Origin of the sequence: Pseudomonas thivervalensis, from assembly GCF_001269655.1 — a bacterium.
In the GTDB taxonomy this organism is placed as follows: domain Bacteria; phylum Pseudomonadota; class Gammaproteobacteria; order Pseudomonadales; family Pseudomonadaceae; genus Aquipseudomonas; species Aquipseudomonas thivervalensis.
Window position 1 is genome coordinate 1 of record NZ_LHVE01000001.1, and the last position, 16,103, is coordinate 16,103.

A 16,103-nucleotide genomic window follows, 5' to 3' on the forward strand; every position below is an offset into this window, starting at 1 on the left:
AACGAACCGAAAGTTCGAAAACTCAAAGCAACACACAAACTATCGCATACCCATTCGCTGGCACGTGACCGCAAGGCACGCACCGGCTACCGAATTTCTTGACGACCATAGAGCATTGGAACCACCTGATCCCATCCCGAACTCAGCAGTGAAACGATGCATCGCCGATGGTAGTGTGGGGTTTCCCCATGTGAGAGTAGGTCATCGTCAAGATTAAATTCCGAAACCCCTATCTGCTGATGCAGGTAGGGGTTTTGTTTTTAGTAGAAGTCATCGATTTTACCGACACGTTGTTTTTGGACGGGTCGGACACAGAATTTCTTGACGACCATAGAGCATTGGAACCACCTGATCCCATCCCGAACTCAGCAGTGAAACGATGCATCGCCGATGGTAGTGTGGGGTTTCCCCATGTGAGAGTAGGTCATCGTCAAGATTGAATTCCCAAAACCCCTGTCTGCATCGCAGACAGGGTTTTTGTCGTTTTGGGCCGGTAATCGGATCGAGTCCCTGATGCCCCGGCAAACCCCCAATGCCGTTGCTATGCTGTGAGAGTCGGGCTCTGGCGATCAAAAGGGCCCGCGACGTCACTGGTCATGGGGATTCCAATAATGAAAAACCCTTATGCTCCCGGCTTCTGGTGCGCCACTGCGGCATTGCTGCTGCTTTCGGCCACTTATTTCTATGGCGTCATGCTTACGCACCAGATCGACAAGGCGCTGTTGTTCCTCGATAGCGCGGCGGCGTTGATTGGCGTGATATCCATTGCAATCGTGGCCTGGGCATCGCTTCAGGGCCAACGCATCAAGAAAAAACACCTCGAGCAAGGCAAGACCCTGGTGCTGATTTGGGACACCAAGGTGGCGCTGCGTCGTGTCGAAACGGTGTTTGACCGTTATTTCTGGGGCAGCTATTGGCAGCCTGGCCGCACGTTCCAGGAAGTCATGGGTGAGCTTACCGGTACCCCACTGGAAAAAAGCCTGGAAGCCCTGAAAGTCCAGTGCGCAGCTCTGGACAAGCAGGTCACCCAAGACGACTGGCACTGGCTCAACAATGCCCGTGAATTGTGTGACGTGGCTAACGCCATGGCGCGGGAGCGCTACCAGCTGGATTTTTGCGATTCACGCGCAGAGTCATCAGGCGCGGCGGTGATCAATCGCGATTTCGAAGTGCTGGTGTACACCTGGACGGCCCGGCTCAAGACGTTTGATCATCAGCTCGACGAGATCGAACTCCAATATTCGTAGACCACCTCTCAAGAAAACGTTTTTACCCCTATAAACATTGGGCCCGCAGGGGTGCCTGATGGTAATCTCCCCTCCTCTTTGCGGCGTCGAGCCACACCCTTTGCGGGTCACGGAAGACGACGGCTTTCTTCAACCATGGATATCGATCGGGTCACTCATGAATAAATCAGCAAGCGTACTTCTGGGAATTGTCGTGGCAGTCGGGGCTATCAGCGCGGGCGGCGCCTGGTACACCGGGACCAAACTTGAAGGCGTATTGAAAAACGCGATTGCCGATAGCAATAAGCAGATGCAGACAGCCTTGGCCGGGTCCAACAGCACCGCCGCTCTGGAGCTGGTTTCCATGGACCGTGGCACATTCAGCAGCACCGCCCACTACCGCCTCAAAGGCGAAGGCGAAATGTTCGGTGGCGAGTCGGTCGAGCTGCTCTTCGTCGACCGGATCGAGCACGGTCCACTGCCATTCTCGCGCTTGATCACGCTCAAATGGCTGCCGGTCATGGCCACCAGTCACACCGCTCTCGAGCGCAATCCACTGACTGACAAGTGGTTCGCTGCCACCAAGGACCAGTCCCCGCTCAAAGGTGTAGTCAACCTGGGTTACGACCAGTCCATCAATGGCACCTACGAACTGCTGCCATTGGAAACGAAGCTGGATGAACAATCCCAGCTCACCTTCTCCGGCCTGAAAATCGACCTGGCGGCCAGCGCCCAAGGACAGAAGGTCAAGGCTGACGGCTACATGGACAGCTTCAAGTTGACCACCGTCACCGAAGACCAGACGCCCGTGCAGGTCGAGCTGAGCGGCCTGACATTGGCCAGTAACCTGAGCAAGAGCTCATACGGTTACTACATGGGTGACAACACCCTGCTGATGAGCAGCACCAAGGCCACCTTTGGCGAGCCAAAGTCGGTGCTGGGCCTGAAGAACTTCGAAATGAAGAACAGCAGCAGCGAGAACGGCACCAGCGCTTCGGGGCGTGCCGATTACAAGATCGGTGAATTGTCGTTCAACGACAAGACCATTGGGTCGGCGCAGATGGCGGTCAGCCTGAAGAACCTGGACATCCCGGCCACCATGTCGCTGATGCAGATTTACCAGACCAAGCTGCAACCCTACGAAAAAGCCGCTGCCGAGGCCGCAGCAGCCGGTGAGCCAGCGCCAGAGTTGAGTTTGACCGAAGCCGAGGAAGCCCAGGTCAAAGCCGATCTGGAAAAACTCCTGGCCGGTGCCCCGCAAGTGGCCCTGGAAAATCTGTCGTTCAACACCGCCAACGGTGAAAGCCGTGCCAGCCTGATCGTTGATCTGACCAAGCCACAGTCCATGGACCTGCCGCCGGACGAATTGGGGCGCCAGTTGCTCGCCCTGCTGGATTTCAATCTCAAGGTGTCCAAGCCGATGCTGGTGGACCTGATGACCGTGCAAGCGCAGATGGAAGGCCAGACGGACGCCAAGCTGATCGCTGATCAAGCCACTGCCACCAGCGACATGTTCAGTGCCATGGCAGTCGGCACTCAACTGGCGACCCTCGAAGGCAACGACGTCGTGACCAAGCTGCACTACGCTAACAATCAGGTCGATTTCAACGGCCAGAAAATGACCGTTGAGCAATTCTCGGCATTCGTGATGAACAAGTTGGGTGGTGGCGTCGCCATCCAGTAAGCCGTTCAAGCTGCACCTAAAGCCCGGACCGTGCATCACGCACGGCCGGGTTTTTTTATGCCCACCGATCAGCGCTGCGGCGAAATCTGTATCGATTCTGAAGAATTGTGGCGTTCTGAAAAATGACCTGCCCGGGAGTGCAAGACTAGGCCCATTAGAGCTTGGCTGGATTCCTTTGATCCGGCTTCCTGTTTGATGGGCAAGGGGGCACTGCGACCCGGCTGGCCATGTAAGGATGCTGACGAATGCCGCGTACTGTGGGTCCTTTTATTCAACAGGGTTTGCGCCCGTTGTTTCGCCTCGCGCTGTGCAGCCAGTTGTGCTGGCCGGTGCTGGCGTTTGCCGATACCGCCTATGATCAAATGGTGCTCGACGCCCGGGCGGGCCATTACACGCCGGCGCTGACGGTGCTGCGCCAAGTACCGGCCGGTCAGGCCAGCGCCGCGCAGATCAGCGACCACCTGCAGATCGCCAGCTGGGCCGGCTTCGACACCGAAGTGGTGAAGGTCTACGAGACCCAGGGCCGCCATCGAGCGCTGCCCGTCCAAGCGTTGACTGCAACGGCTCGTGCCTATCGCAACCTCAAGCGCTGGGATGCGGCGACCGAGCTGTACCGCCAGGCCTTGGTGATCGACCCTCAGAATCCTGATTTGCAACTCGGCCTGGCCTTGACCCAGGCCGATGCCGGCAAGCCCGACGAAGCTGTCACCCGTGCCAAGGCCCTGGTCGCTGCCAAGCCGACAGATCCGATGCGTCGGCTGGCACTGGGTTATGCCTTGACCCGCGCCAACAGCCCCCACGAAGCGCTGTTCGAATACGACCAGGCCTTCACCCGTGCCGGCAACAGTCCAGAGGTTGCCCGCGAATACATCTACGCCCTGCAACGCGCGCGGCTGCCGGAGCCGGCGCTGCGCCTGGCGCGCCTGCAGCCGGGGTTGATCGACCGTGGCGTGCAGCGGCGCCTGGAAGGTGACGTTGCCGCCGAACGAGTGCGCCTGGCGGACATGGCCAGCCGCAGCGAACAGGAGCGCTTCGTCATCGCCGACCGCGCCCTCGCCGACTACGACAAGTTGCTCGCCACCTGGACCCCGGTGGCCGAGGCCCATGACGACGTACTCCGTTGGCGCATCGATCGCATGGGCGCCCTCAATGCCCGCGCCCGTCGGGCTGAAGTGATTGCCGAATTCCAGAAGCTGATCGCCGAGGGCGTGAGCATTCCCACTTATGCCCTGCGTTGGGTGGCCTCTTCCTATCTGGAGCAACGAGAGCCGGAAATCGCTGTCGATCTGTACCGCCGGGTTCTGATCGCGCCGGATGCCGATCCTGCGGAGCGCTTTGAAGACAGCACTGCGCTCTACTACGCGTTGCTGGAAAGTGAAAAATCCGAAGAGGCCCGTGCACTGGCCGAAGACATGGCGAAGTCCCAGCGTCCTCGCGTCGAACTCAAGGGGCTGCCGATCGGCAACCCCAACGATGAATGGATGGACGCCCAACAACTCGCCGCCCAGGCGGGTACTTATGGCGCCGACTTGCCTTCTGCCGAGGCGCGCCTGGAAACCCTGGTCAATCAAGGTCCCGGCAACACGGGGATGCGCTTGGCCCAGGCCGATCTGTACCAGGCCCGGGACTGGCCGCGCCGTTCGGAAAGCCTGCTCAAAGAAGTCGAGGCGACGATCCCGCGCAACCGTGATCTGGAAATCGCCCAGGCCCGCGCCGCCATGGATTTGCAGGAATGGCGGCAGATGGATGCGCTGACCGACGATGTGGTCGCCCGCTACCCGGAGAACGCTCACGTCAAGCGCCTGCAACGCCAGCGCGAGGTCCACGACATGGCCGAGCTGCGCATCGAGGCCTACACCGGCAAGAGTTATGGCGGTGGCAACGGTGATGCCGGTGCAGTCACCGGCAGCCGAGACTTTGGTATCGAAACGCTGCTCTACAGCCCGCCCATCGATGAAGACTGGCGGCTGTTCGGCGGTGCCGGCTACGCCACCGGTGATTTCGAGGAAGGCACCGGCCATCACCGTTGGCAGCGCCTGGGTGTGGAGCGTCGCACCCGGGACATGACCCTGGAAGCGGAAGTCTCCAATCATTCGTATGGCTCCGGCGACAAGCAGGGCGCGCGTGTGGCCGTGGCACGAGACATTGACGACCACTGGCAGTACGGCGGCAGCCTGGACTATCTCTCGGCCAATACCCCGCTGCGGGCGCTCAACAGCGGCATTCGCGCTAACGGCGGGAGTGGTTTCGTCCGTTGGCGGGCCAATGAAAGCCGCGAGTGGCGACTGGCGGTCAGCCCGTCCCATTTCAGCGACGGCAACAACCGTCTCGAAACCCAACTGACCGGCCGCGAGGGCATCTACAGCGCACCGCGCCTGCAAGTGGAGCTGGGTCTGGAAGTGGGCGCCAGCCGCAACAGCGGCTCCAACGAAGTGCCCTATTTCAACCCGAAAGCGGATTTCAGCGTGATGCCGACCGTGAGTGCCAACCACGTCTTGTATCGCCGCTACGAAACCACGTGGAGCCAGCAGTTCCAGGTCGGTGCCGGTACCTACAGCCAACGCGACTACAACACCGGGGCCATGGGATTGCTCAGCTACGGCCAACGTTTCATCTGGAATGACGTGCTGGAGGCCGGTGCCGCGCTGAGCTGGCTCAACCGCCCCTACGACGGCGATCGCGAAAGCGATCTGCGCCTGCTTGTCGACCTCACCTACCGCTTCTAGAAGAGTTTGAAGATGCCTGTCATTTCGCGATTCATCCTTCTGCTGGGGGTCTTGCTGATCAGCGCTTGTGCCCAGCAAGCCCCGGCGTTCACGCCACCTTCGCAACGTCCGCTGGCGGCCAACGATGCCCCGTGGCCGAAGAACCATGTGCTCGGCATCGCCTACCACGATGTCGATGACCGAGACCCGGACCAGGCGCTGGTGGCCGTGCGCACCGAACGACTGATCGAACAGCTGGCGTGGCTGCGGGAGAACAATTACCAGCCGGTCACGGTGGATCAGATCATCACGGCCCGCAATGGCGGCCCGGAACTGCCGCCGCGTGCGGTGCTGCTGAGTTTCGACGACGGCTACTCAAGTTTCTATACCCGCGTCATGCCCATCCTGCGCGCCTATAACTGGCCGGCAATTCTCGCCCCGGTCGGCAGTTGGGTAGACACGCCGTTGGATAAAACGGTGGATTTCGCCGGGGTGCCGCGCAAGCGCTCGGAATTCCTGACCTGGGAACAGATTCGCGAGGTGTCGAAATCGGGCCTGGTGGAAATCGCCGCCCATACCGACGCCAACCACAAAGGTGTACTGGCCAACCCGCAAGGCAACCAGCAACCCGCTGCGACCACCCGACGCTACGACCCCGCCACAGGTCGTTACGAGACAGAGGCCGATTTCCAGGCTCGGCTGCGCAAGGACGTGGCGGCCATTTCCGAGAAGATCCGCAAGGTCGCCGGCTACAGCCCGCGCGTCTGGGTCTGGCCTTACGGTGAGGCCGATGGTACGGCGTTGCAGGTGATTGGCGCCGAGGGCTATCAGATGGCCCTGACCCTGGAGGACGGTCTCGACAGCCTGGATAACCTGATGAGCGGCCCACGCTTCCTGGTGGCGTCCGATCCGGATGGCGCTCATTTCGCCGAAAGCATCGTGTCGGTGCAGACGCTGGACCCGATGCGTGTGGTGCACGTCGACCTGGATTACGTCTACGATCCAGACCCGGTGCAGCAGGAGGCCAACGTCGGCAAGTTGGTCCAGCGCATTTCCGACCTGGGCGCCAATACGGTGTTCCTGCAAGCCTTCGCCGATCCGAAAGGCGACGGCCTCGTGCACTCGTTGTACTTCCCCAACCGTCATCTGCCGGTACGTGCCGACCTGTTCGATCGGGTTGCCTGGCAGTTGCGCACCCGGGCCAATGCCAAGGTCTATGCCTGGATGCCGGTGCTCAGTTTCGCCCTGGACGCGAAGTTGCCACGGGTCCAGCGCTGGGATCCGGAAACCGGCAAGACCGGCGTCGCCCCGGACCAATACGTGCGCCTGTCGCCGTTCGACCCGAACGTGCGCAAGGTCATCGGCGAGATCTACCAGGACCTGGCGCGGATGAGCTCGTTGGATGGCGTTCTGTACCATGACGACGCCGTGTTCTCCGACTTCGAGGATGCCAGCCCCGCGGCCCTGAAAGTCTATGCCGCCCAGGGCTTGCCGACGTCCATCGCCGCCCTGCGGGACGATCCGGCGGCGATGCGCCGCTGGACCCGTTTCAAGAGCCGCTACCTGATCGACTTCACCCATGAGCTGACCGCCAAGGTCCGGGCGATTCGTGGCCCGCAGGTCCTGACGGCGCGCAACATCTTTGCCGAGCCGATGCTCAACCCGGAAAGCGAAGCCTGGTTCGCCCAAAACCTCGACGATTTCCTCGGCGCCTACGACTGGACGGCACCGATGGCCATGCCGCTGATGGAAAAGCAGACCCGCGAGCAATCCGGCCCCTGGCTCGAACGCCTGGTGGACACCGTCAAGGCTCGCCCCGGCGCGCTCAAACGCACAGTGTTCGAACTGCAGGCTCGTGATTGGCACAGCAAGCCGGTCAGTGACATCGACGGCGAACAACTGGCCGACTGGATGGGGCGCCTCAAGCGCAAAGGCGTGACCAGCTTCGGCTACTACCCGGACAACTTCATCGAAGACCAGCCCGCTGTGAAAACCGTGCGGCCGGCGCTCTCCAACAAGTGGAATCCTTGACATGCTCGACAGACTGCTCGCCCTGCTGGTGCTGGCGATCGTCCTTGGGGTGCCCCTGGGCCTGATCTTCCTGGTCACCGGGCAATTCCTGATGGACTTCGTGTTCTTTTACCCACTGTTCATGTCCGGGCTGTGGATCGCCGGCGGCCTGTATTTCTGGCTGCACTGGGAGCGCCACTGGTCGTGGCAGGACGACACCTTGCCCCCGGCCCTGGCGGGCGAGCCGCTGATCAGCATCCTGATCCCGTGTTTCAACGAAGGTGACAATGTCGCCGACACCATTCACGCGGCGCTGGGCCAGCACTACCCGAACATCGAAGTCATCGCCATCAACGACGGCTCCAAAGACAACACCGCCCAGATGCTCGATCAACTGGCGGCGGAAGACCCGCGTCTGCGCGTCTTGCACTTGGCGGAAAACCAGGGCAAGGCGGTCGCCCTGCGCATGGGCGCCATCGCGGCGCGCAGCGAATACCTGGTGTGCATCGACGGTGATGCGCTGCTGGCGCCGAACACCTGTGCTTATCTGGTGGCGCCAATGCTGGACAATGCCCGTCTCGGCGCGGTGACCGGCAACCCGCGGATCCGCACCCGCTCGACCCTGGTGGGTCGTGTCCAGGTCGGCGAGTTCTCCTCGATCATCGGTTTGATCAAACGCACCCAGCGGGTTTTCGGGCGGATCTTCACCGTGTCCGGCGTGATCGTCGCGTTCCGTCGCACGGCCCTGCATCGGGTCGGCTACTGGAGCCCGGACATGATCACCGAAGACATCGACATCAGTTGGAAGCTGCAACTGGATCACTGGAGCATCTTCTACGAGCCGCGCGCGCTGTGCTGGATCCTCATGCCCGAAACCCTGCGCGGCCTGTGGCGGCAACGGCTGCGCTGGGCCCAGGGTGGCGCCGAAGTGCTGTTCAAGAACATCCGCGGCATCTGGCAATACCGCCACCGCTACCTGTGGCCGCTGCTGTTCGAATACTGCCTGTCCACCGGCTGGGCGTTCACCTTCCTGCTGTCGGTGATTTTCTGGGGCGCCGGCAAGTTCGTCGAAATGCCAGCGGCCATTGCCGTGGATCACCTGATGCCGCCTGCCTTCACCGGGTTGCTGCTGGCGGTGGTGTGCCTGCTGCAGTTCGCGGTGAGCATCCTGATCGACCGGCGCTACGAAAAAGGCCTGTGGCACATCATGTTCTGGGTGGTCTGGTACCCGTTGGTGTTCTGGCTGATCAGCCTGTTCACCACGCTGGTGAGCTTTCCCAAAGTGCTGTTCGGCCAGCATCAGAAGCGTGCGCGCTGGATCAGTCCGGATCGCGGCATCAAACCGTTCGATGATCAGGAAGAGGAAGTGATCCGATGAAAATTATCAGGACCCGGCAGCGGCCTTTTCTGGTGGTCATCGATGCGCTTTTCACCGTGCTGGCGTGGGTGGGGCTGTTGTATTTGCTGGTCAATGGGTTGTGGCCGTTGTTCGACAGCCAGGCCGGCCCGCGTCTGGGAGGGTCGTTGTTCGACACCCTGGGAACCCTGCAAGTCTATGGTTGGATCGCGTTGGTCAACGCGGTGCTGCTGATTACCTGGGCGCGTTATCAACAGCGCAAAAGCCGCAGCTTCGCCCAGCGTCGGCTGCCGGCTCCAGTGGTGGATGACCAAGGCTTGAGCGCCAGTTTCAAGTTGACCGGCGAGCGCTTGGATACGCTGCGCCAGCCCGGCTCGAAGATCATCCACAACAACCAGGAGGGCGACATCAGCCATGTCGTGCCGCATTTCCACTTGCTCAGCCCGGAGCTGCAACCACCGCCCTTGGCACCGCTGGAGCGGCCACGGGTTATCCATTTGCCGGCCGATCAGTCCGTGCATTGATGCAAGCTGACCCACCGCCATCGCGAGCAAGCCCCACAGGGGATTTGGGGCTAGGACGAGAAATCCCGGACCAGCCGCCATGCCTCGTCCACCGGCAACGGCTGTTTCATGCGCTGGGCCAATGCCGCCATCGCCCGGCCTTCATCGCAGGCCACCGCGGCGGCAACGAGGCCGTCCTTGCCCAGCAGGGCGATAAAGGGCGGATGTTCGGGCGTGCCCTTGAATTCCACTTCGTCCCAATGCTCGGCGTGGCCGAGGTAGTCGTAGCGTTTGCCGAAGTGATAGGTCCAGAAAAACGGCACGTCCAGATAATGCTCGTCGCCGCCAAGCATGTTCGCGGCGGCGATGCGCGCCTGTTGCTGGGCCAGGCGCCAATGTTCGATGCGCACAGGCGCGCCGTTCAGGGGGAAGGTCGCGATATCACCCACGGCCCATACGCCATCAGCCACACGCATGCCCGCGTCAACGGACAGTGACTGGTCCTGTTCCCGCGCTAACTGTGCAAACGGCTCGGTGGCCGGGCGCACGCCGACGCCGATGATCACCACGTCTGCGGCAAAACGCTGACCGTTATCCAGCACCACGGCTTCGACCTTGTGGGAGCCCTCGATCCGCGCCGCTTCGCCGTCGGTGTGGTACACCACGCCGTTGGCCCGGTGCCGAGCCAGGATGGCCTGGCCGACACTCTCGCCCAATTGCGCGGCGAACGGCACCGGGTGCCGGGCCACGACAGTGACGCTCAGCTCGTGCTTGCGCAGGGACGAAGCGACTTCCATAGCAATGAAACTGTCGCCGATGATCACCGCCCGTTGCCCTGGTCGGACGGCATCGAGAATCTGGCGGGCGTGGGCGATCGAACGCAGCACGAAGACTTGCGGCAAATCGATGCCAGGCAGCGCTAGCGTCTTCGGCTCCCCGCCTGTGGCGATGAGCGCGGCGTCGTAGTCCAGGCGCCGGCCATCGGCGAGCTGGATTTGCCGTGCACCGGGGTCCAAAAGGGTGACCTCGCCGTGGAGCCTTTCGATGCGTTGCTGGGTGAAATAAGTTTCATCGCGCAGCGGCGCCGTCTCTTTGATCGCCATGTCGCCGGCCAACACATACTTGCTCAGCACCGTACGGTCGTAACCGGCTTCAGCTTCGCGGTCGATCATCAGGATTCGTCCGCCAAACCCCTTCTCCCGCAGCGCCGCCACGCAAGCCGTACCGGCCGCACCGGCGCCGATAATGACAAACGTGCGCGCATCGTCGGCCGGCGGAATTTTATCGGCCGGCAGTGGTTGGTCATCGACCCAGACGTCACCGTCCCGCACCTCGACGTGATAGCGCGCCAGGCTGTCGAGGGCCGGCGGCTCGCACAGGGCGCCGTCTTCGGCCCGGAACGCCGCCTTGTGCCATGGGCAAATCAGCCGTCCATGGCACACCGCGCCCTTGACCAGTGGGGCGCCGGCATGGGGGCATTTGCCTTGGAAGGCACGCACCTGATCGCCTGAACGCAGCAACAGAATAGGGGTGTCGTTGATGTTGACTTCGAGGCCACGGTCTTCGCGAACGTCGGCGAAACGGGCGACTTGATGCAGAGACATGAGCGTTCTCCGGCAGGCGTTTCCCTTTGGAGTCGCTGGGCCGGAGCGAGGTTCAGCGCAATTGTCACTGCACCCTGGGCGAAGCTGCGGCTATAGTTCGCAAGCCGTCCCTGGCCAGACACGCACAAGGTGCCCCGGTATGACCCGATTGAATACTTTCACCCCTTGGCTGGCGGCCGTCGCCCTGGTGCTGTGCGCACAAGGGGCTGTCCAGGCCGAGGAGCGTTTCACCCTCAGCATCCCTGGCGTGTCGGACGACCGCCTCTTCACAGCGGCGGCGGCCAGTGACGCCAACACCTGTGGCGGCAAGAACATTTCCCCGGCCTTGAGCTGGAACGCCGGCCCGCCGGGCACCCTTAGCTACGCCATCGTCATGTTGGACCCGGACGGCCAACGGGGCCAGGGAGTCGATCACTGGATCCACTACGGCATCAAGGCCACCACACGGCAGATTCCGGCGGGTGCCGGCACAAAGTCTTCGTTGGAAGGCATGAGCGGTATCAACAGCAAGAACACCCACGGCTACATCGGCCCTTGCCCGCCTATCGGCGACAGCGCTCACCATTACCTGATCCAGCTCTTCGCCCTGGACCTGCCACCGGAAGCCCTGCCCGCCGGTCTCACACGGCCCCAACTGATGGAGAAAATCAAAGGCCACGTCCTGCGCAACAGCAGCGTAGTGCGCCGCTACCACCGCTGACCCGCGAACGGCGCGAAACCCCTGTGGCGAGGGAGCTTGCTCCCGCTGGGCTGCGAAGCAGCCCCCCATAAAGGCACTGCCCCAGACACAACATTGGCATCAAGCACCAAAAGCGAGCACTATCGAGCCCCTGTTCACTCATGCCGGAGGATGGCGATGACGCAGAAACCCGACGGCATCGCCCGCCTCCTGAACTGCCCCACGAAGGGCGACGAAATGCGCCGGGCCATCGCCCAGAGCCGCAAGGATTTCCTGCCTGCCGACGAGGCCGAAGACGCCGAGCCAGGCCAGCCACCGGTTAAACCGGTGGACACTGATCGCGACGACTGAGCCGTCGCCCTCTTTCAACCTATCGTTCAAATCTGCCTATGACTGCCACCCCTGTTCTACCCGGCGACCGATTCAGCCGATCCGATTACAAGACCCTGGGCCTGGCCGCCTTGGGCGGCGCGCTGGAGATCTACGATTTCATCATCTTCGTGTTCTTCGCCCTGACCCTCAGCCAGTTGTTCTTCCCGCCGGAAATGCCCGACTGGCTGCGCTTGCTGCAAAGCTTCGGGATTTTCGCCACCGGCTACCTGGCCCGGCCCTTGGGCGGGATTCTCATGGCGCACTTCGCCGATCGCCTGGGGCGCAAGCGGGTGTTCAGCTTGAGCATTCTGATGATGGCCTTGCCGTGCCTGCTCATCGGGGTGATGCCGACCTACGCGCAAATCGGCTATTTCGCACCGTTGCTGCTGCTGGCGTTGCGTATCCTGCAGGGCGCGGCGGTGGGCGGTGAGGTGCCAAGCGCCTGGGTGTTCGTGGCCGAACACGCGCCGCCGCATCATCGTGGCTATGCCCTGGGTTTCCTCCAGGCCGGCCTGACCTTCGGCTACTTGCTGGGCGCCCTGACCGCAACAGCGCTGGCGCGGATCTACACGCCAGCGGAGATTCTCGATTACGCCTGGCGCCTGCCGTTCCTGCTGGGTGGGGTCTTCGGTGTGATCGGTGTCTGGCTGCGCCGCTGGCTGAGCGAAACGCCGATTTTCATGGCCCTGCAAGCCAATCGCGAAGGCGCTGCCGAACTGCCGTTGCGCACGGTCCTGCGCGACCACCGCCAGGCCTTGCTGCCCGCCGCCATCCTGACCTGCGTGCTGACCTCGGCCGTGGTGGTGTTCGTGGTCATCACCCCGACCGTGATGCAGAAAAGCTTCGGCATGACCCCCAGCCATACCTTCGCCCTGAGCAGCCTGGGCATCGTCTTCCTGAATATCGGCTGCGTCCTGGCCGGCCTGATCGTCGACCGCATCGGCGCCTGGCGCACCGTCATGCTCTACAGCTTGCTGCTGCCTGTGGGTATCGCCGTGCTCTACGCCAGCCTGATCAGCGGCAGCGCCTGGCTGGGCGTGGCCTACGCCGTGGCCGGCCTGGGTTGCGGCGTGGTTGGCGCGGTACCGTCGGTGATGGTCAGCCTGTTCCCGCCGAAAATCCGCGTATCCGGCATCTCGCTCACCTACAACATCGCCTATGCCCTGTGGGCGAGCATGACCCCGTTGATGCTGATCGCCCTGGTGCCATGGAGCCCGTGGGTGTGCGTGGGCTATTGCGTCGTGATGGGCGCGGTGGGCGTGGCTGCGGCGGCGTATTTTCCCGGGCGGCATGGCAAGGCAGCGCAGCAGTCATTGGCGTGTGAAGCCTAATCGGGATTTTCAATCGGACCGCACTCTGCAAGACCAGACAACTTGAGCGCGCGTTCAAACCCCGTAGAATGCAGCCGCCATTCACGTCGCTACCCCTCAAGGACGAATTCAAACATGCGAGTATTTAGCCTCTTCCTGGCCCTCTGCCTTATGGCAGGCTGCGCTTCCAAGCCCGATTACTACATTTCCCCTGCGCCGGTGGCGATCCCCGAGACCGCCACCTATTGGATCGACACGTTCAACGTTGAAGTCCTCGGCAAAAACGAACGCTTCCTGCCTGACGAACAAGTTCGCGACAAGCTGCACACCGACCTGATCGTCCGCCTGCTCGACGGCAATCGTTATGCCTCCAGCAAGGAAACCGCTGACTATCTGTTGGATATCAATGCCGTCTATGCGCGCCGTATTCAAGATACCCAAGGTGGCTTCATGAGCAATATCGTTGCCGACGGTACGTATCTGGCCAGTGTCGATTTCAATTACCAAGTCAAGGTGAAGAAGGCCGATGTCGAGGTGTTGCACTTTGCCCAGGCCCGCCAGGGGCTGATGCCGGGCGGGGCGATCGGGCAACTTGAAGCCATGAGAGGCATTGCAGGCGCCCTCACGAACAGAGGCAACGCTGATGTCGAGGACTATTACACCGGCCATTTGAGCGGATTCATCGACAACGATCTGCGGGGCATTCCGTCCCGCTAGCAATGCCTGCTGTAGCGCGCCGGCGATTGCTCCAGTCGCAGCACAGGGCTGGCCACTTTTAAGGTAGCCGGCCCGGTTTTCGCAGCGCTAAAAAAATATCTCTTGGTCGTTAACCCGAACCACACATGCCTCGCGTCTGACCCTGTGTACGAATCATTCATTCACGAGGTTCAGCCCATGTCCCGTCCACTTCTTTTTATGCGTCCTGCTGCCCAAGGCTTCGCCGTGACATTGCTGGTGGCGTTGGCCGGTTGTGGGGCTTCTTCATCCCGGGAGACGGCCAATCCGTCCGAGCCGGTGGCTGTGGCACCCAGCGTCGTACCGCAAGGCGAGATCGCCGAAGTGCGTCAGTCGACGGTCAAGCGCATGCTCATGAAACCGGCAGCGATGCCCGCCCCCAGCGTGGCGAGCGATGCCATCGCGGGTTATCGTGCCGAGCCGCGTGAACAGTACGAAAAACTGCCGGACAACCCCATTCACGGCGTCGCCGAAACGCCGGTCTCGACCTTCAGCGTGGATGTCGATACCGGCAGCTATGCCAATGTGCGACGTTTGCTCAATCAAGGCAGCCTGCCACCCGAAGGCGCCGTGCGGCTGGAGGAAATGGTCAATTATTTTCCGTATAGCTATGCCCTGCCCACTGACGGTTCACCCTTTGGCGTGACCACCGAGGTGGCCCCATCGCCGTGGAACCCCCACACCCGCTTGCTGCGCATCGGCATCAAGGCCAGTGACCGCGCCGTGGCGGACCTGGCGCCGGCCAACCTGGTTTTCCTGGTGGACGTTTCCGGCTCCATGGACCGTCGCGAAGGCCTGCCGCTGGTCAAGAGCACGCTGAAACTGCTGGTGGACCAATTGCGCGACCAGGACCGAGTGTCCCTGGTGGTCTATGCCGGTGAATCCCGGGTGGTACTCAAGCCCACTTCGGGTCGTGACAAGGTGACCATCCGCAACGCCATCGATCAACTCGACGCCGGGGGTTCAACCGCAGGCGCATCGGGTATCGAGCTGGCCTACCAGATGGCGCGGGAAAGCTTCATCGACAAGGGTATCAACCGCATCCTGCTGGCCACCGACGGCGACTTCAACGTTGGCATCAGTGATTTCGACAGCCTCAAGCAGATGGCGGTGGACCAGCGTAAAAGCGGGGTATCCCTGACAACGCTGGGCTTCGGTGTGGATAACTACAACGAACACCTGATGGAACAATTGGCCGACGCTGGTGACGGCAACTACGCCTACATCGACAACCTGCTCGAAGCACGCAAGGTCCTGGTGGACCAACTCAGTTCCACCCTGGCGGTAGTGGCGCGGGACGTGAAGTTGCAGGTGGAATTCAACCCCGCCCAGGTCAGTGAATATCGCCTGCTTGGCTATGAGAACCGCGCATTGAAGCGTGAGGATTTCAACAACGACAAAGTCGATGCGGGCGAGATTGGCGCCGGGCATACGGTGACGGCCTTGTATGAAATCGTTCCGAAGGGCGCGCCGGGCTGGTTGGAGCCGCTGCGCTACGGGAGTGCGCCACAATCGCAGGGCACGTCAGGGGAGTTGGCGATGTTGCGCGTACGCTACAAGCCGGCTGAGGGCGGGAGCAGTCGATTGATCGAGCATCCCATCGCCAGCGTGCAGGACGACCGCAAGCCCAGCGATGACCTGCGTTTCTCCGCCGCCGTGGCGGCCTTCGCCCAACAGCTCAAGGGCGATGGGCGCTACACTGGGCCGATGACCTTGAAGGACACCGCGCAATTGGCGCGCTCGGCCCGCGGCGATGATCCGTTCGGGCTGCGCGCCGAGTTTGTGCAGTTGGTGGAACTGGCCCAGAGCCTTGAGCCCGCGGCCAAACGCTGATCCTGGCAACAACGAGGATCAAAATGTGGGAGCGAGCTTGCTCGCGATAGCGTCGGACCAGTTGGCATTGATGTCGACTGATGCA

Annotated in this window: 12 protein-coding genes and 2 rRNA genes; 13 read left to right on the forward strand and 1 reads right to left on the reverse strand. The window is 61.9% G+C overall.

What is annotated here, in order from left to right:
• Positions 1–97 precede the first annotated feature (97 nt).
• The 8 genes from rrf (AD659_RS00005) to pgaD all read left to right on the forward strand — a co-directional run bounded on the left by rrf (AD659_RS00005) (position 98) and on the right by pgaD (position 9,506).
• Positions 98–213: ribosomal RNA gene (rrf, locus tag AD659_RS00005) — 5S ribosomal RNA — on the forward strand.
• A 107-nt stretch (positions 214–320) separates the two neighbouring features.
• Positions 321–436: ribosomal RNA gene (gene rrf, locus AD659_RS00010) — 5S ribosomal RNA — on the forward strand.
• 175 nt (positions 437–611) lie between these two features.
• Entirely contained in the window at positions 612–1,247 is a 636-nt protein-coding gene (locus AD659_RS00015; RefSeq protein WP_053117098.1) for a hypothetical protein, read from the forward strand.
• Between the two features lie 157 nt (positions 1,248–1,404).
• A complete protein-coding gene (locus tag AD659_RS00020; RefSeq protein ID WP_053117100.1) occupies positions 1,405–2,910 on the forward strand; it encodes a YdgA family protein in 1,506 nt (501 codons plus the stop codon).
• Between the two features lie 245 nt (positions 2,911–3,155).
• Entirely contained in the window at positions 3,156–5,636 is a 2,481-nt protein-coding gene (pgaA, locus tag AD659_RS00025) for a poly-beta-1,6 N-acetyl-D-glucosamine export porin PgaA (RefSeq protein WP_053117102.1), read from the forward strand.
• A 12-nt stretch (positions 5,637–5,648) separates the two neighbouring features.
• Positions 5,649–7,646, forward strand: a complete 1,998-nt coding sequence (gene pgaB, locus AD659_RS00030) for a poly-beta-1,6-N-acetyl-D-glucosamine N-deacetylase PgaB (protein WP_053117104.1) — start codon at positions 5,649–5,651, stop codon at positions 7,644–7,646.
• 1 nt (position 7,647) lies between these two features.
• Positions 7,648–9,003 carry a poly-beta-1,6-N-acetyl-D-glucosamine synthase gene (pgaC, locus tag AD659_RS00035; RefSeq protein WP_053117106.1) on the forward strand — a complete coding sequence of 452 codons (1,356 nt, stop codon included), beginning with the start codon at positions 7,648–7,650 and terminating at the stop codon, positions 9,001–9,003.
• Entirely contained in the window at positions 9,000–9,506 is a 507-nt protein-coding gene (pgaD, locus tag AD659_RS00040) for a poly-beta-1,6-N-acetyl-D-glucosamine biosynthesis protein PgaD (protein WP_053117108.1), read from the forward strand. Before pgaC ends, pgaD begins: the two co-directional genes overlap by 4 nt.
• Positions 9,507–9,556: 50 nt before the next feature.
• Here pgaD and AD659_RS00045 read toward each other — a convergent pair whose 3' ends face one another.
• Positions 9,557–11,089 (reverse strand): FAD-dependent oxidoreductase, encoded by a 1,533-nt coding sequence (locus tag AD659_RS00045; protein WP_053117110.1) that lies wholly within the window; start codon positions 11,087–11,089, stop codon positions 9,557–9,559.
• A 139-nt stretch (positions 11,090–11,228) separates the two neighbouring features.
• Here AD659_RS00045 and AD659_RS00050 point away from each other — a divergent pair, with 139 nt between their 5' ends.
• The 5 genes from AD659_RS00050 to AD659_RS00065 all read left to right on the forward strand — a co-directional run bounded on the left by AD659_RS00050 (position 11,229) and on the right by AD659_RS00065 (position 16,018).
• A complete protein-coding gene (locus AD659_RS00050) occupies positions 11,229–11,789 on the forward strand; it encodes a YbhB/YbcL family Raf kinase inhibitor-like protein (RefSeq protein WP_053117112.1) in 561 nt (186 codons plus the stop codon).
• Between the two features lie 156 nt (positions 11,790–11,945).
• Positions 11,946–12,119: a hypothetical protein gene (locus AD659_RS29910; RefSeq protein WP_167352827.1), complete on the forward strand. Its 174-nt coding sequence runs from the start codon at positions 11,946–11,948 to the stop codon at positions 12,117–12,119.
• A 38-nt stretch (positions 12,120–12,157) separates the two neighbouring features.
• Entirely contained in the window at positions 12,158–13,471 is a 1,314-nt protein-coding gene (locus AD659_RS00055; protein ID WP_053117114.1) for an MFS transporter, read from the forward strand.
• Between the two features lie 114 nt (positions 13,472–13,585).
• Positions 13,586–14,167 (forward strand): hypothetical protein, encoded by a 582-nt coding sequence (locus tag AD659_RS00060; RefSeq protein WP_053117116.1) that lies wholly within the window; start codon positions 13,586–13,588, stop codon positions 14,165–14,167.
• Between the two features lie 177 nt (positions 14,168–14,344).
• Positions 14,345–16,018 carry a vWA domain-containing protein gene (locus AD659_RS00065; RefSeq protein ID WP_053117118.1) on the forward strand — a complete coding sequence of 558 codons (1,674 nt, stop codon included), beginning with the start codon at positions 14,345–14,347 and terminating at the stop codon, positions 16,016–16,018.
• The last annotated feature ends 85 nt before the right edge of the window (positions 16,019–16,103 follow it).